We start from the raw sequence: 24815 nt of genomic DNA, 5'->3' as shown, positions 1-24815 counted from the left end.
TGCAAAAGACCCACTTTGTAGAGTGACGCTGTTGAGTGATGGCAAAGCGCAGCACTATCTAAGTGTTGTGGCCCATCATGTGATCTGCGATGGGCTTTCACTACAAATGGTGCTGGCAGCAATCGCTGAGCGCTACAATCAAGATGCAAAACAAAATGAGGTGGCAAGCCGAGCTGTCTCCTTTAATCATTACGTTGATAGCCTGCAGGCATATTCGCATTCACCGGAAGCTTCAAAAAACCAAGCTTTTTGGCATCAGTGCTTAGCGAGTTCAACACCACTTGAGCTGCCAAAATCAACGACGGTGAGCGTGGCTTCATACCAAGTTAATCAGCTCACATTACCCATTTCATCGAGTGCAATCCGAAATACTGAGACCCTTGCTCAATCTTTGCGTTGTGGGCAATTTGCAACCATGCTTGCACTTTATTGCTTGTGGCTACACAAGTTAAGCGGTCAGGCGGTAATAAGTGTAGGAGTGCCGATATCAGATAGGCAACGACTGGCGTCGCAGTTTGAGCCTGAGTTGCTCGACCAAGCGTTACTGGGTTATTGCACCAATATCTTGCCCATTGTGGTTGACATGACTAGCATTAGCAATATCGGTGAGCTGGTACAGCGGGTGCAAAATACTTTACTTGATGCCTTTGATCACCAAACCCACCCGTATGCAAGCCTTGCCGATGACCAGCTAATTCTACCTAGCACTTTGTTTAATCTAGATAAAGTCACCACTTTGCCGAACTTTAATGACCTAGAAGTTGAAGTACAGCCAAGTGTCGCTAAATTTGGCCAATTTGAACTGACGACAAATATGACCTGTGTTGCGGGGCAGTGGTCCCTGTTAGTGGAATATCACACAGCAAAATTTGATACTGAATTAATGACCCAGTACGTGGCTAAGTTTGTCCATTTGCTGTCGCAGGTTCAAGGCAATACACCGATAGGGGCTCAAAATGAGCTGATACAAAGTAGTGATGATGTGTATCGATTGGTTGAGTTACCGCTACAGCAAGAGAAATCGGTTAAGGTCGCGACGAGTTTCGTTGAAACTTGGCAGCACAATGTGTCGCGTTGCAGCGCACGTACGGCACTGGTAACGGATGATGTGAGTCTCAGTTATGAGGCACTAGATTCGCGTGTTAACCAACTCGCTCACTACTTGATGAAGCAGCAGGTAACGCCCAATAGTATCGTGGCGGTGGCATTACCACGCAGGGCGGAGCTGTTGATAGCACTCATGGCGGTGATGAAAGCTGGAGCGGCATTTTTACCACTCGATCTCACCTTTCCTGACGAGCGCATCGCGCATATCTTAGAGGATGCCAAAGCGAGTGTTGTGCTATGTGATGCCAGCAGTGCAGAGTCTGCGTTATTCAATCATGGTCGTTTCAAACGAGTCTGTATGGATAGCGATGCCGAAGTCATTGCCAAAAGTTCGACTCGCAGCCCAAGCTTGCTAATTCAAGCTCAGCAGCGTGCTTACGTGATTTATACCTCTGGTTCCACGGGGTTACCCAAGGGCGTTGAAGTCAATCACGGGGCATTTGCTAATCTGCTTGCGTCTATGTGTCGTGAGCCGGGGCTGGTGGCAAATGACCGTTTATTGGCTATCACCACAGTAGCGTTTGATATTGCCTTGCTAGAGTTGTTTGGGCCATTACTCGTTGGTGCGTCGGTGGTGCTGGCAAGTGATGAAAGTATTAGCGATCCTGCTGTGCTTGGCGCGCTTATTGAACAGCAGCAGATCACAGTGATGCAGGCAACGCCAACGCTATGGCAATTAGTGTTAAATGCGGCGCCAGCATGCACTTCTGGCATAAAAGTATGGAGTGGCGGTGAGCCTTTACCTCAGGCACTGGCCGCGCAGTTACTTAGTCACAGTAAAGCGGTTTATAACTTATACGGGCCAACCGAAACCACGATTTGGTCGGCGGTGGCACATATCGACAATGCCGCAGAGATAACCATTGGTAAAGCGATACAAAATACTAGCTTATTTGTGCTCCCAACAGAGTGCCATGGTGAAGGGCTGCCTTTACCCGACGGCGTATGGGGCGAGTTATACATTGGTGGCAGTGGTGTTGCTATGGGTTATTTACATCAAGCGGAGCTGACCGAGCAGCGTTTTATCAATCATCAATTTACAACTTCCATTAGCCGCCGCTTATACAAGACGGGAGACAAAGCGAGGCGTTTAGCTGATGGCCGCTTTGAAGTAAAAGGACGCTTAGATAATCAAATTAAACTCCATGGTCATCGTATAGAGCTTGGCGATATTAGCCATCACCTAGGGCGGATACTCAATACTAGTGAAGTCGATGTTTGCGTACAAACGCTAGAAACTGGCCCATGTCTGTGTGGTTATATGATTGATGATGGTGAGCTATCAACCGAGTGGTCTTCGCCTCGGCTGCGCCAAGCGCTCGGTGAATGGTTACCAAGTTACATGGTGCCTGAGCATTTTGTTTGGTTAAGTCAATGGCCGATGACACCAAATGGTAAGCGCGACCGAAAAGCACTACCAATGCCTGCTATTGAGCCAGTATCAGAAATATGCACGTTGGCTCCTCGCACTGAAACAGAAAAACAGCTGCATCAACATTATATAGCGCTTCTCCCTGTTGAGCAGTTGGGCGTCACAGCACGTTTTGTGGATAGCGGCGGCAATTCGGTGATTGGTATGCAGTTGGTATCGAGACTCAACCGAGCTTTCAATATTAAATTGACCATTGGCGACATCTTTGAGCACGCCTGTATTGCAGAGCTTGCTGAGTGTATCGAAGCGTTAAAACAAGCTCATGATGCTATTTCGGTGGAGACGCAGACTCCAAACGTAGAGAAAGTCAGTGATATTGTAAGCGACCGAGATTTGAGTGCTGCGCTAAGTGATAAATCTATGACGGAGATGGACTTGTAATGATGGAAAACTTTGCAATAAAACAGTGGTTAGATGAGCTGGACCGTCAACAGATTTATGTTTATTTACAGCAAGATAAATTAAAACTTAGAACACCGCTTGGGCAGGTGCCTGAGGGTATTCTGGATAAGATAAAGGCGCACAAAACTGCGCTTATCACCTACCTTCAGGGGCAACAAAAGCAATCTGCTGCGCTCTCGGCAGCACAGCAAAGAATGTGGTTTATTGATAAATATGAAGGGGGCACTGCGGCATACAACATGGCTGGGCTAGTTAAATTATCGCAGCCATTTTCAGTCACGGACATTGAACAAGCGTTGAGCCGCTTGATAGCTAAGTACGATATTTTGAGAGCACGATTTATCACGGTTGAAGGGAAGGTGGTGCAGCAAATTGAACCTGCTGAGGCGATGAAAATTGCTGTGATGACCGTGGATGAAGAAGCGCTACCCAATCAGCTACCAGAGTCGATTAAAGAGGCTGTGGGGTATCAGTTTGATCTTGCCAACGAGTCGCTGCTGCAAGTGACGGCTTTAGTGAGTAACTCTCACACTGCTTGCCGCTGGTTACTCGTTAACATGCATCATATTATTAGTGATGGCTGGAGCGTGACTATATTTATCAACGCACTGCTGTATGAGCTATCGGAGGCGTGTGTTGAGCTTCCCGATTTACAGTATGTTGACTATGTGCACTGGGAGCAGCAATTAAGACAATCCCCAGACTATCAACAACAATTGGCTTATTGGACTGAGCAGTTAGAGGCATTTACACCGTTTGAATTGTCCACCAGCTATCCAAGAAAAAAAGAAAAGCAGTACCAAGGTGACACGGTTCGTTGTTCGTTTAACGCAGAACAAATACAACGATTAGATAAAGCTTGCCACAGCGATGGCGTAACACATTTTACCGCCTTGCTGGGCGTGTTTTACATCTTGCTTTATCGCTACAGTGAGCAAGCCGATATTACCTTAGGGGTGCCGGTTGCAAATCGTCAGCAAAGCGAGTTTGAAGCTATGCTTGGCTGCTTTATTAATACCTTGCCACTGCGTATGCAGATAAACGGACATCACTCCATGAGTGAGGCGATTAAGGCGCTGCAATACAAAGTATTGCAAGGGCTTAGTAATCAAAACGCTGCCGTGGAAGACATCATTGAAGCGCTAGAGCTACCCAAATCCGCCGCGCATTCCGCCTTGTTTCAAGTGTTATTTAACTACAATGGTGTAGCCAGTAGTAAGGTGTCGGTAAATAACCAATTAGCAGCCGAGTTAATTGCCCTAGATAATGGCACAGCGAAATTTGACTTAACCCTATCTGTTGATGATACAGATGATGCCCTTGTGTGTGACTTTGTTTATGCAACAGGGCTTTATGACCATGCGCTTATTCAGCAATTTGCCGATGATTATTTGGCACTCGTCCAGTGCTATTGTGCTAAAGAGGCGCTGCCGATTGACGACTTGGTGCTCAAATCAACGAACTTACCGACAAAGGCGGCAAATATCAATCACAACATCAGCCAGCCGATGCTTGTGCCGCAAGCAATCAGAAGTATAGCGCAAACTCAAGGTGAGGCGATTGCAGTGGTTGTGCCAAGCACCAATGGCGAAGCATCGCGGGCCCTAACGTATCAGCAGCTACAATCTCAAAGCCTACAAATTGCCAACAACTTAGATGTTCCAGCGTCAATCATTGCGCTGATAACAACGGGCGATATGAGTGACATTGTCACTATGCTTGGCGTAATGCAAAGTAGCCGTGCGTATTTACCTATTGATGGCAATATGCCCACTGCCAGAGCGCTACAAATGCTAGCGCAAGCTGAGTGTAATACGGTGGTGGTAAGTGTCGAAACGCCACTTTGCCAAGCGCTACGAGAAGCTGACATCAGAGTGCTTACATATAGTGAGCTGAGCCAAAACAAAGGAGCGCCGCAGCAAACTTATTCACCAAGTTTTGATGATAGCGCGTATGTGTTGTTTACTTCTGGTTCTACTGGTGTGCCCAAAGGGGTTGAGATCAGCCATGGCGCGCTGAGTCACTATTGCAGCAGCATCGCGGCGAGATTGAGTTACAACCAAGATACGCGAGCGGGCGTGGTCACAGGACTTGCCACAGACTTATGCTTAACGGCTGTCTATCCGGTGCTTACTCATGGCGGTACTGTGGTACTCACCCTTGCAAACCAAGCGCCAGAACCGACTGAAATCGCAGCCAAGTTAGTGGCTGAGCAAGTTAACTTGATAAAATTAACCCCTTCTTTTGCCGCGGTGCTGTTGCCTCAATTTGCTGAGCAAAAGCCCGCTATTTCGCAGTGGGTGTTAGGTGGAGAAGCATTAGGTGGGCAGCTTGTTGATAGCATTCGCGCGCTGACGCCAGCAGCGCGTATTTTCAACCATTATGGTCCGACGGAGGCTTGTGTTGGAGTAGTTTGTCATGAAGTGACAGACAGCAGGCTAACCGGCCACAGTTATCCGATCGGTGCGCCTTTGGCACATGTCACCACCTGCGTGCTCAACAAACAGGGGAAGCCAACACCCGCTGGCATGCCTGGAGAGCTCTATATTGGCGGGCCGAGCCTCGCCAAAGGATATATAAATGCGCCTTCAGAGACCGCAGCTCAGTTTACAAGCGTCTTGCAAAATAGCGGTCAACGCACGCGTTTTTACCGCAGTGGTGATAGCGTTAGGCTGAATGCGAGCGGCGAGCTTGAATTTCTCGGTCGAATTGACAAACAAGCGAAAATTCGCGGTTTTCGTGTTGACCTCAATGAAATAGAAGCTGCACTGTTAGCGCTTGATGAGGTATCGCAAGCGGCGGTAGTCGTGCGTAAGCTCGGCAAACAAGACGCTTTGGTTGCTTTTGTGGTAAGTGGTGGTGGCAGCCAGTGCGCTGCAACCAATTTGCGCGAGGTGATCCGTCAAGGCTTGAAGCGGCGTTTGCCTGAGCCGATGATCCCAAGCTGGATAGAGCTTTGCCAGCACTTACCCACCCTGAGTAATGGCAAGATAGACCGCCAACAATTACAGTCTTTGGCATTAACTTCTCAAAGCCAAAGTAGTGAGGTGACAAGTGCGTTGCAGCGACAGTTAATCACACTCTATCAAACCTTAACGGGCGCACCAGAAGTGGGGCTGCACGATAGCTTTTTCAGCATCGGTGGTCACTCTTTATTGGCAATGCAATTACTCAATGAACTAAGAGCCCAGCTCTCGGTGGAGGTGAGCTTAAAGCAACTGTTTGCCAATCCTAGCGTATTTGAACTAAGCGAGATACTGGCTAACTCTCAGTCTCAATCTTCATTACCAAGTCTACAACCTGCGCCACCACAGCCCAATTATCCTTTGTCATTTGCACAGCGGCGCTTGTGGTTTGTAGACCAACTGCAAGGGCACAGCAACCAGTATAACCTACAGGGCATATTTCAATTGCAAGGCAAACTGAATACCAAGGCCTTAGAGCACGCCTTTATTGCTGTGATTAAGCAACATCCAGTCTTGGCGTTTAATTACCATCAAAACGCGCAAGGAGAACCGCACCAAAGCATTAACCTTGATGCTCGATTTACCCTGGTTAAGCACGACTGGACAGATAAATCCGCTGAGCAACAAGCACATGCGTTAGAGCAAGCTATCGCAGAAGATTACGCAACCAGCTTCGATTTAAGCCGTGATTTAATGCTGCGCGCCAGTCTTTATCAACAAGAGGCGATGCAGGCTACCCTTGTGATCACCTTACATCATATCGCTGCCGATGGTTGGTCTATTGCGTGTTTGAGTGACGCTTTAAGACAGGCATACAAAGCTGCTCTCAGCGGCGAAACCTTATCGCTACAAGAGGTGCATTACGTTGATTATGTAATGTGGCAACAGCAGCTGGAACAGGGGGAGTTATGGCAACAGGAGCTCGACTATTGGCGTATGCAATTACAAGGTCTGCCCAAGGTTCATGAATTACCGCTAGATTGTAGCAGAGAAGCAAAAACCTCTTTGCGTGGCGCCTTAGTGATTGAGCCCATACCTGCGGCGCTGGTCAGTGCACTTCGAGCGTATCAAACTCGTTCAGGGCAAACCTTATTTGTGTTACTGCAAACGCTATTTTCATTGTGGTTAAGCCGCTTTTCTCAACAGCGCGATGTGGTTGTTGGTACGCCAGTATCAGGACGTCACCTTAAAGCATTTGAAAGTATGATTGGTAACTTTATCAATACCTTAGTACTTAGGAGCGAATGGAGTGAAGATACTAGTTTCACGCAAGCGTTACAGCAAACCCAAGGCTTACTCAACGACGCATTGCAACATCAACATATTCCCTTCGATGTGTTAGTGGATGAGCTAGACGTTGAACGCTCAAGCGCCCAGCATCCGCTGCATCAAATCGTGTTTCGGGTAAATAACCAGGTAAATGAAAACCTTACGCTAGAACAATTGGAAGTGACGCCCTGCCAAAGTAAAGTACGCGGTGCCAAATTAGATTTGGAAGTCGCAGTGATAGACGAGGGCGATGTACTCACCGTTGAATGGCTTTATGACAGCAATTTGTGGCACGAAGCGAGTGTAGTTAGTTTCCATCAGCAGTTTTGTTATGTGTTATCGCAGTGTCTTGCAGAGCCAAATACTCCGTTGTCAGCATTGTCATTGTGGCCCGCTGAGCAGCAGTTAGCGCTATTAAAACAGCTGCAAAGTGTTGCGGTAGAAGTGACAGAGCAACAGCCATGGGTGACTCAGTTTAGTCAGGCGGCTCTTCAGACTCCACTACAGACTGCGGTGCGCATGGGGGAGTTTACTTGTAGTTATCTCACCTTAGAAAAATGCGCGAACCAACTTGCTAATAGCTTATTAGAAATGGCATTTGCCGAGCAAAGTCGCATTGCTATTTTACTGCCGTCTTCGAGTTACATGGTGGCCGCGGTGCTGGCAATATTAAAAGCGTGCCATACTTATGTGCCCATTCATCATGACACGCCAACCGATACCTTAGCCTACATCATGAATGATGCAGACATCGTATTGACGCTGGCGCTAAGTAAAGATGCCGAGCGCTTGATTGAAGCCGGTAGTGACTTTTTGTTGCTTGATGATTTGTTCGAAGCTGAGGGGAACTTTGCGTTTTACGATACCAGTTTGCTGGTAGATGAAGACGCATCTGCATTTAACCAAGCCGAGCTTGCCTATGTTATTTATACCTCAGGTTCCACCGGGCAGCCAAAAGGGGTGCCCATTAGTCATGGCAACCTCAATAATTATCTGCGCTTTGCGTGTCAGCGCTATCTGCCACAATCCGGTGATATAACCAAGGCAGTACTCAGTACACCGCTGGCGTTTGATGCGACGGTGACCGCCTTAGTGCCTATCTTAATGCGAGGTGGTGAGCTTGAGTTGCTTCCCACGGGCGCCGAATTGTTGCCCGCCTTACAAACGCAGATTTTTGCAGCTAATGAAGCCAAGTTATTCAAGTTAACACCGGCTCACCTACGCGCGGTATTTGCATTAAGTGACGCACAAACTCACAGTAATATCGCCCACCGATTTGTGGTTGGGGGTGAAGGGCTGAGCGCAGCTTTGGTTGATAAGCTGATGGACAAGCTCCCTAACGCCCAGTGGATAAACGAATATGGCCCAACAGAGGCAACAGTCGGCTGTAGTATCTATGCTGTAAGCCGTGAGTCGCGCCACTTGTTAGCGGGCCATGAGGAAGTGCCTATTGGTCACGCTATCGATAATATGACACTTGCGGTGGTTGACGAGTTTGGCGAGCTGGCTTTACCTAATATGCCCGGGGAGCTTTGGCTCGCGGGAGATGGGGTGTGTGAAGGCTATATTAATCTCGCGAGTGTGACGCAAGCACGCTTTGTTGAGCAAGCAGTGCCTGCGTCTGGTACTTCAAGCATGCGTTGGTATCGCAGTGGCGACAAGGCAAAGTGGCAGGCGAATGCGCGCGGTGAGGCAGACTACCTTTGTTATTTGGGGCGGTTAGATGAGCAAGTAAAACTGCGAGGCTACCGTATTTCTCTTGTGGCAATCGCCCATCAAATCGACGCGTTGGCGCAAGTAAAAAGCTGCGCTGTGAGTGTTGATGAAGCACAAGAAAGCTTAGTGGCTCATGTGGTTTTAAATGGTGAGGCTAAGCTCACACTTGTGCAGTTGCGCCAAGCTTTATCGCAGTCGCTGCCCAGTTACATGTTACCTGCCGCGCTGGATATCGTTGCTGATCTTCCACTGACTGCAAACGGAAAAGTAGACAAGCAAGCATTACAGCTTGCCTATCAGGCACAGGCGAAAAGCCAAGAGGTCGCCGAGGTAATTGATGGATCTAAGCTCACAGACATACAGCGTTATTTACTTGAGTTATATCGTGAGCTACTGCCGAGCCCAGTACAGAGTATTAACGACAGTTTCTTTGACTTAGGCGGGCATTCACTGCTTGCCATAAAAGTGATCAGCCGAGTGCGCAGTGAGCAGCGGCGAGATATCACCTTGCCACAACTCTTTGATGCGCCAAGTATTGCAGCGTTTGCTGAAGTGATAACCGCAAGTTCGATGATTGCGCACAGCAATACCATTGAGCCGGTATCAAGAGCTCAAGCGTTACCTCTGTCTTTTGCTCAGCAGCGTTTGTGGTTAATCGATCAGTTACATGAGCAAAGTCTGCAATACCATATGCCAGCGAGCTATTGGTGTGAGGGAGCCTTAGATATTGATGCTTTAACACAAGCGTTAAGCGCGATTGTTGCGCGTCATGAAGTGCTCCGTACGGTCATCGTTCCTGCAAGTGGTGATCACGGTGCTGTGCAGCAAGTTCGTGCTCAAGTAGCTTGTCCTGTGGAATTAGTAGATTTGTCTGGGCTGAATACCGCCGAGCAACAGCAGCGTTGGCAAACATTACAGCAGCAATCGCTCAGCAAGCCTTTTGATTTATGCCAAGACACTATGCTGCGCGTGATCTGTGTACAGTTTAGTCACAACCGATTTGGACTCTTGTTTAACATGCATCACATTGCCAGCGATGGTTGGTCGATGGCGCTGCTTGCCAAAGAATTTGTGGCGTTTTATCGGCACTTTAGTGAAGCGCCAGCGTATTCGTTGCCAGAGCAATACGCTAAATCGCTAGCGGTGCAGTATGCAGACTTTGCCTACTGGCAGCAGCAACAGCAAGATAGCTATCAGGCAGATCTTTCTTATTGGCAAACTCAGTTACAGCAGTGTCCTGTTGTTCATGAATTACCGCTGGACTTTGAGCGACCACAAGTTCAGTCCCTTGATGGTGAATGCATTCGTCATACTCTTACAACGTCGCAAGTTGAGGCGATAAAAGCGCATTGCCAAGCACAAGGGGTGACCTTGTATATGTGGTTGCAAAGTGCCTTTTCGCTGTTGATGCTTCGTCTTAGTCAAACGCAGGATATTGTCATTGGCTCGCCCATTGCAGGACGTGAGGTGAAAGAGTTAGAGGGGTTACTGGGGTGCTTTGTGAATACCTTGGCTATTCGCGCTCGCAAAGTGGGGTCGCCTTCATTTAACGACTGGCTAAGTGAACAAAAACAGGTGATCTTGTCGGCTTTTTCCCATCAGAATCTACCCTTTGAGCAGCTTGTTGATGCCATTAATCCACCGCGCAGCTTAGCACATTCGCCCGTATTACAAATACTCTTTGCACTACAAAATAACGAACAAAGTAACTTCAAGCTACCTCACCTAAAAATCGAGCAACAGCTTGATCTTAAGCCTGCAATGAAGTTCGACTTAGAAGTCAATGCACAAGAATCGGGCAGTGAGATCACGGTGCAGTGGAATTATGCCAAAGCCTTGTTTAAACACACTAGCGTACAGGCGATGGTTGATGCTTTTGTGACGTTAATTGACGCGGCGCTGACAAGCCCTGAGCAAAGTGTGAATACCTTACCATTAGTTGATAGCAAAGTACTCAGCGAGTTAGGGTTTGCCACGCAAGCGCAGCCGCAATCTCCTTGGTTTATCAGCGATAAAATACGGGACTTTGCTCAGCATAGTGCACAGCAAAATGCTGTACGAGATATGACTGGCAAGCGGTTAAGTTTTGGCGAATTGGAGTCACAAAGTAATCAACTTGCGCGTTACTTGATTGAACAAGGCGTAACGGCAAGGTCGCAGGTCGCAATAAGCTTAGCGCCAAGCTGTGAGCAAGTTGTGGCACTTTTGGCAACCTTAAAAGTTGGGGCCGTGTATGTGCCGCTTGACCCAAATGCACCGAGTCAGCGTCAGCACTATATATTGCGTGACAGCAAAGCGACTTGCCTTATCACTACCTCAGCGCTACTTCCGAACAGCGCAGAACTCAGCTGCCGTTTGGTGCTAATGGACACCGCACAGCATTGGCAGAACATGCCTGTAGAAGCACTTGCGCCGTTAAGTGATATTGATGCGCCTGCTTATATGATTTATACCTCTGGCACTACAGGGCGACCCAAAGGTGTGGTGATCAGCCATCGTAATCTACACCTTTACCTTGAGCATGTTAGCCACAGCTATCTCCAAGGCGATATACAAGAGAGTGTTGTCAGCACGCCTTTAGCGTTTGATGCGACAGTAACCAGCTTATGGGGAGCGCTGGTTAATGGCCTTGGAGTTGTATTATTGAATGATGGCGAGCAGTTAATCACAGAGCTTAGTGCGTGTTTAGCGCGCGAAGAGTCATTGCTGTTCAAGTTGACTCCAGCCCACTTGCAAGGCGTGCTGGCACGATTACAACCGAGCAATGCTGCGCACCACATTGTGGTGGGGGGAGAAGCCCTATCTAGCAGCGTGGTTGCTCAAGTCGGGGCACTGATGCCACAGGCTCATTTTTATAACGAATATGGCCCAACAGAAGCAACAGTCGGGTGCTGTGTGTATCGCTGTAATGGCCAAGATGCGGTTTCGCTTGCGCAGCAATCGCAGCGCTTTGTGCCAATCGGTAGCGCCATTCAAGGCACTCATTTGGTGGTGCTGGATCAGCATCAACAGCTTGTTCCTATGGGCATGCCCGGTGAGCTATACATTGCAGGCGATAATGTGGCTCAGGTGTATTTTGGGTTGCCTGAGCTCAGCGCCAGTAAATTTGTGTCATTGTCTTTGAACAATGACTCGCAGCGTTATTATCAGACGGGCGACCAAGTGCGTTGGCTGCTAGATGAAGAGGGCAACCCTAGTGTGCTGCAGTTTATTGGTCGTCGAGACAACCAAGTTAAACTGCGTGGCTATCGCATCGAACTTGAAGAAATTGCGGCTCAGCTTGAGCACCTAGATGCAGTGCAACAAGCACATGTGTTACTTAACGAAAGTAAAGATAACTTACTGGGCTGTGTGGTACTAACTACACCATCGCACAGTGATGCCATTTATGAGCTTGAACAGACGCTACACACTCAGATATTAGCCTCGTTAGCAGAGGTCCTACCAAGTTACATGTTGCCTTACAAGCTGTATGCACTGGCTGCTATGCCACTTACCAATAATGGCAAAGTAGACGCGGGAGCACTTGCACAACTGGTGCAATCGCAACTGGCGCAAGTGCTTACAGCACCTTTAGCTCCTATGACTGAACTACAAACGCTGCTGGCAGAAATTTTTGCTCAAGTGCTCAATACTCAAGTTCGAGATATTAACAGTAACTTCTTTGAGTTAGGGGGGCACTCTTTATCAGCAAGCCAAGCGGTTGCCTTAATTGAGCAGGCGCTTGAGGTGCCCATTACCTTAAAAATATTGTTCGAGCGGCCAAGCGTAAGCGCACTTGCAACTTGGTGTGAGATCCATCGTGCAGCCAAAGCGGCAGACGAAAACGGTCAGTCTGAGGAGATGTTTTTGTGATGAATGAACAGCAAAGACAGATAGAGGCATTGATCGCAGAAGCATTAGCAGCTGGCGTGACCTTGTATGAAAAAAACGGTGGCTTAGCATTTAAGCAAACCGCTGGGTTTCCTCCACAGTTAAAACAGCAGGTGGTTGAATATAAATCAGAGATCATTGCCTATTTTCAGCAGCAAAGTCGTGATATGGCGAACTCATCGCCGAAAATAGTCGCGCAGCCAAATGCGGGGAAGGACTTACCGCTGAGTTTTGCACAGGAAGGGCTGTGGTTTATTGAGCAACTGCAAGGTAGCAAGCAGTATTATATGCCTGCTGAGTTTTTGTTACGCGGCAAGCTTAATATTCAAGCAATGCGCAGCGCTGTACAAGATGTGGTGCAGCGCCACGAAATACTGCGCGCTAGGTTTGTAAAAAATGAACAAGATGGCCAACCCCAGCTGCAAATAACGGATGACGTGATTGCGCCGTTCGAGTGGCTTGATACCAGTGTAGCACCTGAGGAAACAAGGCAAGCCTACATAGCTTCCCGCATCGCAGCCCATCAGAACAAGCCTTTTGACTTGGCTCATGATTGTTTGCTTCGCGTGCTGGTGGTAAGTAATGGCGATGAGCATCACCTTGCTTTTAATATGCACCATATTGTCTCTGACGGGGCGTCAATGGCGCTACTTGCACAAGAGATAGAGGCTGGCTATTGCAAACACATAGGCGCATCTTATACACCGCTTGCAACTATGCAGGTGCAATATAGTGATTTTAGTCAGTGGCAGCGAGCACAGCTAACGCCAGATCGCATCGAGGCACCACTGGCGCAACTAAAACAGCAATTTGGCGAATTAGCGCCGTTGCAGTCATTGCCTTGTGATTTTGTCCGTCCTGCGGTGCAGTCGTTAACGGGGAAAGTATATCGCCAAGCGCTTGATGCGTCGTTATTTGCGGCGATCTCGACACAGGCGAAGTCGCTCCAGCTCACACCCTTTATGTGGCTGCTCAATACCTTTATGTTGTTTATCGCAAGGCTTACGCAATCGCAGCAGGTGGTTGTAGGCACGCCAGAACTTGGCCGTCATCACTCCGAATTAACGCCACTAATCGGTTTGTTTGTTAATACCTTAGTGATGCATGCAAAGCTCGAAAGTGATATGCCATTTAGCCAATGGTTGCAGCAACAAAAAGCCCTCAACCTAGCGGCGTTTGAATATCGCGATATTCCTTTTGATAAAGTGGTGGAAGCGGTTGGTGCTCCAAGAGATTTAAGTCACCATCCGCTAGTGCAAATATTATTTACACTGGAAACCCGTGATGAGCGTGCTTTTACGCTTCCGGGATTATCGGTTCAAGAAGTGCAAAAACAACAGGCGGATAGCATAGCGGTAAAATGCGACTTAGAACTCAATGCCGTAGTTGATGAGCAGGCACTTTATTTACATTGGAAGTTTGATAGCCATCTTTACACAGCAGAGACCATCAAGCATTGGGCGGATTGTTTCCATACGCTGCTTCAAGCTTGTGTTACAGCCCCTCATACCGCCGTTGGTGAACTTGCGTTACTGAACCAAAAACAGCAACAAGCATTAATAACGGGCGCTCAATGCCAAGCGGCAACTTGGCCTAAGCAAGACACCATCATCAGTTTATTCACGCGCTACGCCGAGCACTTTGCCACACGTACTGCCGTGCGAGATAGCACGACTATGCTGAATTATCGTGAGCTTAACGATCGAGTCAATGCGCTGGCGGTAATGCTGTTACAACAAGGGGTCACGCCACGAACCATGCTGGTGGTGAGTGTATCACGCAGCATAGAGATGATAGTGACCTTGCTAGCAGTGCTTAGAGTGGGTGCTGCCTATGTGCCGGTAGATCCCGACTACCCGCAAGAGCGCATTGAGTATATTTTGGGAGACGTGCAAAGCCCATGGCTGCTTTGTGACAACGCTACGCAGGCACAGTTTAGTCAGCTTTCATACCAGCTAATTAATGTGTCACAGGCAGAGCATCAGGCCAGCCGCGAAGCCCTCAAGCAGCTTGATGCTATTCAGATTGAGCCGCAAGACTTGGCGTATATGATCTATACCTCTGGCACCACAGGGAGACCAAAAGGCGTACAAATTGAGCATCGTCATGTGGTGCGCTTACTTCATGTAGCGCCCAACTTATTCGATTTTAATGAGCAAGATGTTTGGACCTTGTTTCATTCCTTCTGCTTTGATTTCTCAGTGTGGGAGATGTATGGCGCGTTACTCTTTGGTGGTTGCCTTGTGGTTGTGGATAAAGCCACTGCGCAAGACACCCAAGCTTTTGCTCAGTTGTTGGTTGATGCCCAGGTTACGGTCTTAAATCAAACACCAAGTGCGTTTTACGCGCTACAAGCCACGCTACTCAATGACAGTCAACTGGCGAGCCAATGTGCAGTGCGGTACGTGATTTTTGGTGGTGAAGCGTTGCAGCCAAGTAAGCTACAACCTTGGGCACAGCGCTTACCAAATTGTCCGTTAATCAATATGTATGGCATTACCGAAACCACGGTACATGTTACGTTTAAGGCGCTGGAGCCTGCGGATCTGACGCTCGGCACCAGTAATATAGGTCGTGCTATTCCGACCACCAGCTGCTATGTACTTGATGACAAGCAAAGGCTCTTGCCGCAAGGTGCCGTGGGCGAGTTGTACGTAGGGGGCGAGGGGGTTTGTCGGGGGTATTGGCAACGTGACGAGCTAAACGCCACTCGCTTTATTCAAAACCCATTTAGTGAAGCGTCCGAGCAGCGATTATATCGCTCAGGCGATCTCGTGCGCTTAATGGCCAGCGGAGAGCTGAGCTATGTTGGCCGAATTGACGACCAGGTAAAAGTTCGAGGTTATCGCATTGAATTAGGCGAAATTGAAAACCAGTTGCGCCACCATCCCGAAGTGGCTGAGGTCACTGTGCTGTTAAATCGGCAAGACCCAGAAAATGTCTGGATCTGCGCCTTTGTGGTGTTACACAAACAGGTCGAGTTCGACGACATCACTTTGGTCATGCAGCAGTTTTTAAAACAAAATTTACCTGACCATATGTTGCCGGCCAAAGTGCAAGCGGTGACAGCTATGCCACTGACCAGCAATGGTAAAGTAGATAAAAAAGCACTACTGCAGCAACTTGATACAAGCTTTAACGAAAACACTTATGAAGCACCGATTGGCGAGCTTGAAACCCAACTTGCAAGCTATTTTGCCGAGACTTTGCAGCGCGAATCAGTTGGTCGCTATGACGACTTTTTTAGACTCGGCGGGCACTCGCTACTTGCTGCAAAACTGGCAAATAATATTCGCAAGACGCTGCACATTGAGTTACCGCTGCAAGTGATTTTTACGCACCCTACGGTGCACGGCTTGGCGGCAGCACTTGAAAAACAAGACGCGCAGCTAAGTACTATTGCTGTGGTGGATAAAAGCAATGGCGTGGTGCTGTCTTTTGCTCAGCAACGTTTGTGGACATTAGATCAAATGCAGCAGGGCAGCCAGCAATATCAAATTCAAGCGTTATTGGCGTTTTCAGGGGAGCTTGATCTGAGCGCGTTCGAGCAAAGTTGGCAAAAGGTGCTGTCACGGCATCAGGTGTTGCACTCGGCTATCATCAACACTAAAGATGAGCCCAAACAGTACCTTGTCGCTTTGCCTGAGCATTTTGTTAGGCTTATTGACGTCTCTACGCAATCACCGCTTTGGCAAAATTTGCTTTGGCAGCGCGCGGTACGAGACGACCAAGCGCAGGGTTTTGATCTTAGTAAAGATCTAATGATCCGCGCAACTCTAGTTCGATTTTCATCAGGCTACCATCGCCTTATCGTCAATATGCACCATATTGCTACTGATGCTCGCTCCATTGAAGTATTAATGCGAGAGCTGACGCAGTTTTATGCCCATTACGCCCAAGGCTGTGAACTTGTCCATGACTTAATTGCGCCACCCGAGGTGCAATACGCGGATTATGCCCATTGGCATCGAGCACAGTGCCAAGGCGCGCAGCAAAGTGCAGACATGGCATTTTGGTCTGCGCATCTTGACGATGCGCCGCCACTGCACCAATTACCGCTCGATACGCCTCGTGGGCAGGCCGTGAACAATAGCGCGCAAGCATTTAATGAACAGCTAAGCGTAGAGACATGGCAACGGCTGCAACAGTATTGTCAGCGTTTAGGAATAACCCCGTTTATTTGGTTGCATAGCGCATATGCGGTGGTGCTCGCTAAGTTTAGCCAAGTGGATGATATTGTGATTGGTGCGCCATTTTCAGGGCGGCATCACCCACAAGTGGAGCAGTTGATTGGCTTTTTCGTCAATGCCTTGCCAATTCGCGTGAAGGTCGATTGGCAGCAGAGTTTCAGCCAACTACTCGATATACAAAGAGAGCAGATTGAACAAGTACATCAACATCAATCACTTCCCTTTGAGCAGCTCATTGATCATCTTGGTGTTAGCCGAGAGTTGAGTCACCAGAGTGTTTTCCAGTTGAGTTTTGCGTTTAATCCCGAGCCACAGCACACACCAGAGTTTGTGGGGCTCAGCACGGAAGTTTTAGCGTCGGAAAACGCGCGTGCCAAGTTTGATCTTGAGCTCAGTGCAACAGAAAGTGGGCAAGGGTTGAGACTGCACTGGCTATACAACAGTGGACTATTTGAAAGAGAAACTGTGGCTAGCATTGCAGAGTGTTTTAATGTTGTGATCGCGCAGTTACTCACGCAGCCTGATTGCGCACTTGCGAATATAAAACTTTGCAAGGAGCAGCCGCTAGAGAATCATGCGATTTCAGGCAACTCAGCGCCGGAACACTTTGAGCAGTCAGTGCTTGAGCAAATTGAGCGACATATGGCAGAGCCTGCACAAGCCGAGCGAGTTGCGGTAATTGACACAAACTCAAATCAAACCTTGAGTTATGGTGAGCTTACTGAAAGAGCCAAGGCATTGGCGGCGCTGTTATTAAGCGAAGGGCTGCAACCAGAGCAGCCTGTGCTTGTTGCGATGACGGGTAGCGCAGATCTCATTGTGGCGATGTTAGCTGTGTTAAAAGCGGGTGGGTGTTATGTACCTGTGGACCCTCATTACCCTCAAGCTCGGGTCAATTACATCGCTAAAGACAGCAGCGCTGCGCTGGTTTTAACCAAGTGTGAGTTTGCCGCTCGCTTTGAGGTAGCAGAGTTAGATGATAACGACATTGAGGCTGAATATCGCTCCCCACATGTCATTTGTGTTGATGACGCCAACGTGCAGGCGTGCCTTGCGACAATATCACTACCTCAGCAGTTTCCAAAAGTTAAAGCGGAGCAGCTGGCCTATGTTATTTATACCTCAGGCACAACAGGTAATCCTAAAGGCGTGATGATAGCCCATCAAGGGTTGGCGAATTTATGTGGTTGGCACCGACGAGCTTTTGCGGTGGATAATCATAGCGTTGCGAGTCAAACCGCCAACCCCGCCTTTGACGCGGCAACATGGGAAATTTGGCCTTATTTATGTGCTGGCGCGAGCCTCGTGTGTGTGACAAAAGCGGTGCTACAGTCACCGGCCGAATTAACAGCCTGTTTCAATACACACCAAGTCACGCATAGTTTTATTGCAACGCCAATCGCTCAAGCGCTGCTCACTGAGTCTTTGTTTAACCCGCAAAGCTTGCGCTATTTATTGGTTGGCGGCGATAAACTCGGTGCGTTTCAAGCAAAAGAATACGGATTTACCTTAGTCAATAACTATGGACCTACCGAAGCCTCGGTGGTCGCGACTTCAGGTGTGGTTGAGTTTGACGAAAAGGTGCCAGATATCGGCTTGCCCGTCGACAATAGCCAGCTATTTATTTTAGACCCACAACTGCGTGCTGTGCCTCAGGGGATGATTGGGGAGTTATACGTAACAGGGGCAGGACTTGCCAGAGGATATTTACATCAACCACAGCTTAGTGCTGAGCGTTTTGTTGAGCTACAAGTCTCTCCCTCGCACATGGTGCGAGCCTATAAAACGGGAGATTTGGTTCGCCTGCTTAGCAGCGGCCGTATCGCCTATATGGGTCGTAACGATGGACAAGTAAAGCTGCGAGGGTATCGTATTGAGTTGGCCGAAATTGAACAGCAAATTGGGCTGCTATCGAGCGTACAAGAATGTGCGGTTCAGATAACCACAAGCGCGTCAGGGCAGCCACAGTTGCAGGCATTTGTGGTAACAACAACTGAGCCTCAAGTGCTTCAAGCCCAGCTAAAGGAAAGACTACCAAGTTATATGGTGCCAGAGCATTTTGTCATGCTCGCAAGGCTACCTTTGACACCGCATGGCAAGGTTGACCATCGTGCTTTGGCAACGCTTGGTAAAACTCAACAGACTACCACAGTAACCGAGCAAAGCGCGGTCACACCACAGGCTAACAGCATCGTAGTCCAGTTACTGGCGATTTATCGGCAGGTATTAAATACACCATCCATGACCGCTGAAGATGACTATTTTGCTTTAGGCGGCGACTCTATTTTGAGTATTCAAATCGCCAGTAAAGCCAAAGCACTCAAGTTACCTGTTAGTGCTACCGACGTGTTTACCTACCCCAACGTTTCGGCACTTGCAGCAAGACTTGCCCAGCAAGATATTCACCGGCCGAGGGGTAAAGCAAGGCTAAAACTTTCAGGCCCGCTTGATAAATTACCAATTCAGCATTGGTTCTTTGCTCAACAATTTGCCAAACCCAGTCATTGGGATCAGAGTGTGCTGGTGAGTGTAGATAAGTCCGTCACACCTGCGCAGCTTATGGAAGTTGTAAAATATCTGCTCACCCAGCATGATGCGCTACGTTTGGTGGTTGCAGATGAAAATACCCTATTTGTACTTGATGGCATTGATATTCAAAAGGTATTTACGGCGCATACGCTTGAGCGTGAAGCATGGCAAGCTGAGCTGAGCGAGTTCAGTGAGCAAGTGCAGCAAGGCTTTGCGTTTACTGGCACGCCACTGTTTAAAGCGGTGTTATATGTTACACCTGACAGTGAGGCTAATAATCGCTTGTTGTTTAGCGCACATCACTTGCTAGTGGATGGCGTCTCTTGGCGTGTGTTACTTGAAGATGTAAGCCAGCTACTACAGCAGCAAACAAACAATGTGCCGTTGGAGCTTCCTGCCGCAAGCGCGAATTTGGCTGAACTTGCCGATTTTTATCGTGAACTTGCAACCGATGAGCGTGGTTTGCGCAAATGGCAGAAGGTGGCTGCACTGGCTGAAACTTCGCACTTATTGAGTCTTAAAGATACAAGCGCGACCCCAACCATAGCGAAAGTTCGCCACACATTGTCAGCAGCGCACACCCGTGCGCTATTGGGATCCGCCAACACCAGTTATGGTACGACGGCGCAAGCATTGCTGCTTAGTGCGCTTGCCTGGTGTGCGCAAAAGCGTGGTGCAGGCAGTGAAGTGATCATGCTAGAAGGGCATGGTCGCGAGTTACTGACGGAGGCACTGGATAGCAGCCGAACCATTGGCTGGTTAACGGCGCTCTATCCAATACAGTTATTTAGTAATGGCAGCCGCTTGCATGATGTGATTTGCAGTATCAAGGTTGAGCTTGAAAGGAGCGCTAAAGTCGCCAGTAGTTATGGTGCAGCGCGGTATTTACACCCAGAGCCAAACGTTCGCTCGTCGCTTGAGATTGATACCCGAGGCTTACTGTTTTTCAACTATTTAGGCCAGCTAGATACAGTCATTGAGCAACAAGGTTTGCTGGGCGAGGCCCATGAGTCGACTGGCGCTTTGGTTGCGGAGTCAAACCTCAGTTACTTTGGAGCGCAGCTAACAGCGGCAGTTGTCGATGGTCAATTGGCGTTAACGTTAGAGTTTGACAGCCAGCGCTTAGCATCTGAAGCAGCAGAGCGATTAAGTAAAGAGATACTCGAAAGTCTAATTCAGGTCATCGAGCATTGCCAATCCCAGCCTCAACGTCATTACACAGTCAGTGACTTTGCACTTCTCAGCGGCATTTCTGAACGGCAGTTACAGCGCATAGTTGGGCAGGTTGAAGGGGAAGTTGAGGATATTTACCCTCTAACTGGTTTGCAGCAAGGCATGTGGTTTCACAGTCAAACGGCACGAGAGGCGCACACTCAAAGCACGCTACCTTACGTCGAGCAAACCAGCTTATTGCTACAAGGTTGTGTGGATATTGAGGCGTTGAGTTATGCTTGGCAGCAATTGATTAAGCAGCACAGCATATTACGCTCGGCATTTATAGACGTTGCTGGCGAGCCGCTGCAAGTGGTTTGTAAACATGCCGATGTGCCACTCAAACTGCTGCACAGCAGTGTCATTGCAGAAGAGCAATCGCAAATAGTGAAATCACAGGCCGCGGTGGAGCTTGCCGAGCCGCTTAGGCTTTCACAAGCGCCTTGTATGCGATTGAAGTTAATTGCTTTTGAGGATGGCAATGTTGGGGTGGTTTGGACTTATCATCATCTCATCATGGATGGTTGGTCGCTACCGGTATTATTTGCTGAATTATTGGCATTTTATCAAGCCCGTTGCCAAGGTGAGTTACGGCCCATTGTGGTAGATAATTTCCGCGATCATATCGAATATTTGCATACGCATGTTGACCGCGACGAAGCGTTTTGGCGGGAGTATCTGGGTGGAGTTACCGCGCCCACATTACTCAGCGAAAAGGTACTTCACACTGAAAATCACACTGAAAATAAAGCGGCTGGTGTTAAAGAACTTAGTGTGACGTTACCGCAATCGCTGCAAGATGCCGTGACTCGCTTTACAGGCGAACAAGGACTTACCGTCAATCAGTTTATCCAAGGGCTCTGGGCGTATTGGGTGGCAAATTGCTGCAACGAACCGTATGCCTTATTTGGTCAAACCATTGCGGGCAGACCTACAGAACTCAGTCGAATGGCGCAGCGTGTTGGCTTGTATATCAATACGCAAGCGGTCCATGTCGCGGTAGATCAAAATGTGCGTGTGAAAGATTACCTGCAAGCGGTGAAGTCGCAGCTTACGGCATTGGCGCAGCACCCGCATACACCACTGACACAAGTTCATCAGTGGTCGAGTATTGAGAACGACAGTCCATTGTTTGATTGCTTGTATGTTTTTGAAAATTATCCGCAAGATCCGTTGCAAAATAGCGCTGCGCTGCCATTTATTGCAACAACCTTAAGCGAAGTTGACGAAACACACTACCCATTGACCTTTGTGGTCGGCGTAGGGGCGAGTTTATCGCTCACGCTGAGCTATCAGCAGCAATGCTTTGATGAAGTGTTTATCGAGCAAAGCCTTGCGGCGATGCAGCAGCTGATGTTAGCTGCGACACAACAGCCCGAACAAACACTTGGGAAATTGTCTTGGCAGCCTCAACACGCGCAGTACAGCAAGGCATTGCCTCTACCTACTTTTTCACTGACGCAAGCGGTGCAATATCAAACGCCAAATTTACCAATTCAGCAATTATTTGCTCAAGTTGCTGCTGAATTTCCTGAGCATATTGCTATTCGTGAATATAGTACCGCCTCTGGGGAGGCTCGCTGTTATCACTATTCACAACTGGATAAAGACGCCAATCAGCTCGCCCATTACCTTGCTTCACGACTAGAGCCAAGTACAGCCCCCGTTATTATTGGCCTGTGTTTGGAGACGAATTATCAGCTTATTGTGGCTATGCTTGCGGTGCTCAAATTGGGCGCGGCTTATCTACCAATTGCACCAACACTACCCGAGTCTCGACGCCGTTTGCTGTTGCAAAGTGCCAATGCAGCCATGCTGGTTACTAAAATAGAATATTGGCAGGGTAGCTCGGAGCAAGTAGTGCCTCAAGTCGATTTAGATAGTATTAAGGGCGCTTTGGCCGAGCAGCCTAGTCGTTGCTTTACTGCGCCATGCCAGATTGACGACCTCTGTTATGTAATTTATACCTCGGGCACCACGGGCATGCCAAAAGGGGTGATGGTGGAACATGCCAGTGTCGTTAATTATGTGCAGGCATTAGCCTCGCAATATGCGATTTCACCCAGCGACAACTACCTGCAATTTGCTAGCATGAGCTTTGATGTGTTTGCGGAAGAAGTCTTTTGTACTTTACTTCGTGGCGCAACCTTGGTAATGGCACCGACAGACGACATGTTGGATCCCAACAAGCTGGCGCAATTAAGCCAAGATGCCGAGTTAACACTGATGAGTTTACCAACGGCGTATTGGCATCAACTTGCAGCGACTTCAGTCACTTTGCCAACCTCGCTGAGGATCATCACCATAGGTGGCGAGCAAATGCAGATTGCCGCGCTCACCGATTGGCAGCAGCGCTATGGCGACCGTATTCGAATTATTAACGCCTATGGCCCGACTGAAGCAACCATTTCTGCAACCCTTAATGATGTCACACACTTCAGCGGTGCACGCGTGCCAATCGGTCAGCCCGTCGAGGGTTTGTCTTTATATTTACTTGATGAGCAGCTTCGAGCGGTGGCTACCGGTGTGGAAGGGGATTTATACATTGCAGGTATTGGCCTTGCCAGAGGCTATCTCAATGACGAAGAAAAGACGCAGCAGGCCTTTATCATTGAGCCAAATAGCAGCCAGCGACTTTATAAAACTGGCGATCGCGCTTGCTGCTTAGCCTCAAATGAATTGCTGTATCTAGGTCGTGGTGATGACCAAGTTAAAGTGCGCGGTTACCGCATCGAATTGGGTGAGATTGAGCGGCAACTTCAGCTGCTAGACGAAGTTGCTGCTTGTGCTGTGGTGGTGCGTGAAGATAGCTGTAACAACGCGCAATTAGTGGCATTTGTGCAGCCAACGCAACATACGGAAGTGAATGATGCAGCTCTGCGAGCGCAATTACGCGCAGTACTACCCACTTACATGGTCCCTGAGTTGTTTCAATCAGTTAGCCAACTTCCGCTGACAACGAACGGCAAAGTAGATCGCAAACAGCTCATTGCGCTGGCCGGATCATACACTCCGCCTCAACCCTTGCGGCAAGAGGCTAAGCTGGAAAGGCTTACACCACTACAAACTCAATTAGTGCAGCAGTTTGCTAGTCGTTTGCTGGTGGATGGAGTGTGCCTTGACGATAGCTTCTTTAATTTAGGTGGTCATTCGCTATTAGCGATGCGTTTAGTGGGTGATATTAATCAGCACCTACAACTCAATTTGCCACTGTCGGCACTTTTTGAGCATCCGACTGTGCGTGGGCTCAGCCAGTATATTCAAGCATTGAGGGATAGTTTCGGCGAATGTCATGGTAAACCTCAATCGCTTGAAACCTTAGTGTGTTTGCAAGAGGGTGAGCTTGGTTTTACACCAGTGGTGTTGATTGCGGGAGCGGGGGGTTGGTTAATGGCATTTCATGCGTTAGTGAATGGGCTTGATAGCCGTATACCCGTTTATGGCTTGCAGCCAGAGGCGCTAGCCGAGGAACCCGAGACGCTAACCTCGATTAGACACACCGCAGCGTATTACTTGAGTGTATTAGCAGGCGCTGAACTTGGTGAGCAAGTGCATTTGGTCGGACATTCTTTTGGCAGCTTTATCGCCTATCAACTTGCCACTTTACTTGAGCAGCAAGGTCGAATTGGCTGTTCGGTAACTGTGATTGATACGCCTGTACCGAGCAACCCAGCGCTTAACTTAGATGAAGCGCAAATCGCACAAATGATGCTGGATAATCTGATAACGTTTTTTCGCCTCAGTGTCTCTGATGCTGAAATCAGTGCCTATAAGCAAGGTGATGCTTCAGCACGCATTGCCTATCTCAATCACTGGATACATCAAGCTGGATTTAACTTTAGTGATGCGCATTTACGCCACTTTCAACAAGTTTTTAGTGCCCAACTGCGAGCAAATATTGAGATGCCGTCTATGCTTAGCGACACCCTAATCTGTGTTGTAAAAACGCAGCAAACGCAAGAATTTGAAGGCCATCCTGTGAATAAAGACATGGGATGGAAACCATTTAGTCACTCTCTCTCTTGTTATGAAGTCAAAGGAGATCATTTGTCCTGCCTGCAAGCCGAGCAAGTAGGGCAGTTGGTTAACATAATTGAGCGCAACTATGTGTTGCACTAG

Annotated in this window: 3 protein-coding genes (1 of these 3 only partly in view); all 3 read left to right on the top strand. The window is 48.5% G+C overall.

Going from position 1 to position 24815, the window contains the following annotated elements:
- Tightly spaced (each overlapping or abutting the next), the 3 genes in view from L3V43_RS12340 to L3V43_RS12330 form a layout consistent with a single transcriptional unit that may run on beyond the window.
- A protein-coding gene (locus L3V43_RS12340; protein ID WP_237116630.1) for a non-ribosomal peptide synthetase/type I polyketide synthase crosses the window boundary here: on the top strand, positions 1 to 2920 show its 3' end. The gene continues 7007 nt to the left of window position 1, outside the view; only the last 2920 of its 9927 coding nucleotides appear in the window; its start codon lies off the left edge, out of view; the stop codon is at positions 2918 to 2920.
- Positions 2920 to 12747, top strand: coding sequence for a non-ribosomal peptide synthetase (locus L3V43_RS12335; protein WP_237116631.1), 9828 nt, complete (start codon positions 2920 to 2922; stop codon positions 12745 to 12747). Before L3V43_RS12340 ends, L3V43_RS12335 begins: the two co-directional genes overlap by 1 nt.
- A complete protein-coding gene (locus L3V43_RS12330) occupies positions 12747 to 24815 on the top strand; it encodes a non-ribosomal peptide synthetase (RefSeq protein ID WP_237116668.1) in 12069 nt (4022 codons plus the stop codon). The genes L3V43_RS12335 and L3V43_RS12330 overlap by 1 nt, the downstream gene beginning before the upstream one ends.

Source organism: Pseudoalteromonas sp. L23, assembly GCF_021728455.1.
Classification (GTDB): Bacteria; Pseudomonadota; Gammaproteobacteria; order Enterobacterales; family Alteromonadaceae; genus Pseudoalteromonas.
Note: the sequence above shows the minus strand (reverse complement) of the source record. Positions and strands in the feature narration are given on the sequence as shown.

Excerpts from the sequence above, each read along its gene's own strand:
- L3V43_RS12335 (WP_237116631.1), top strand. The coding sequence starts at position 2,920 with ATGATGGAAAACTTTGCAATAAAACAGTGGTTAGATGAGCTGGACCGT.
- L3V43_RS12330 (WP_237116668.1), top strand. The coding sequence starts at position 12,747 with ATGAATGAACAGCAAAGACAGATAGAGGCATTGATCGCAGAAGCATTA.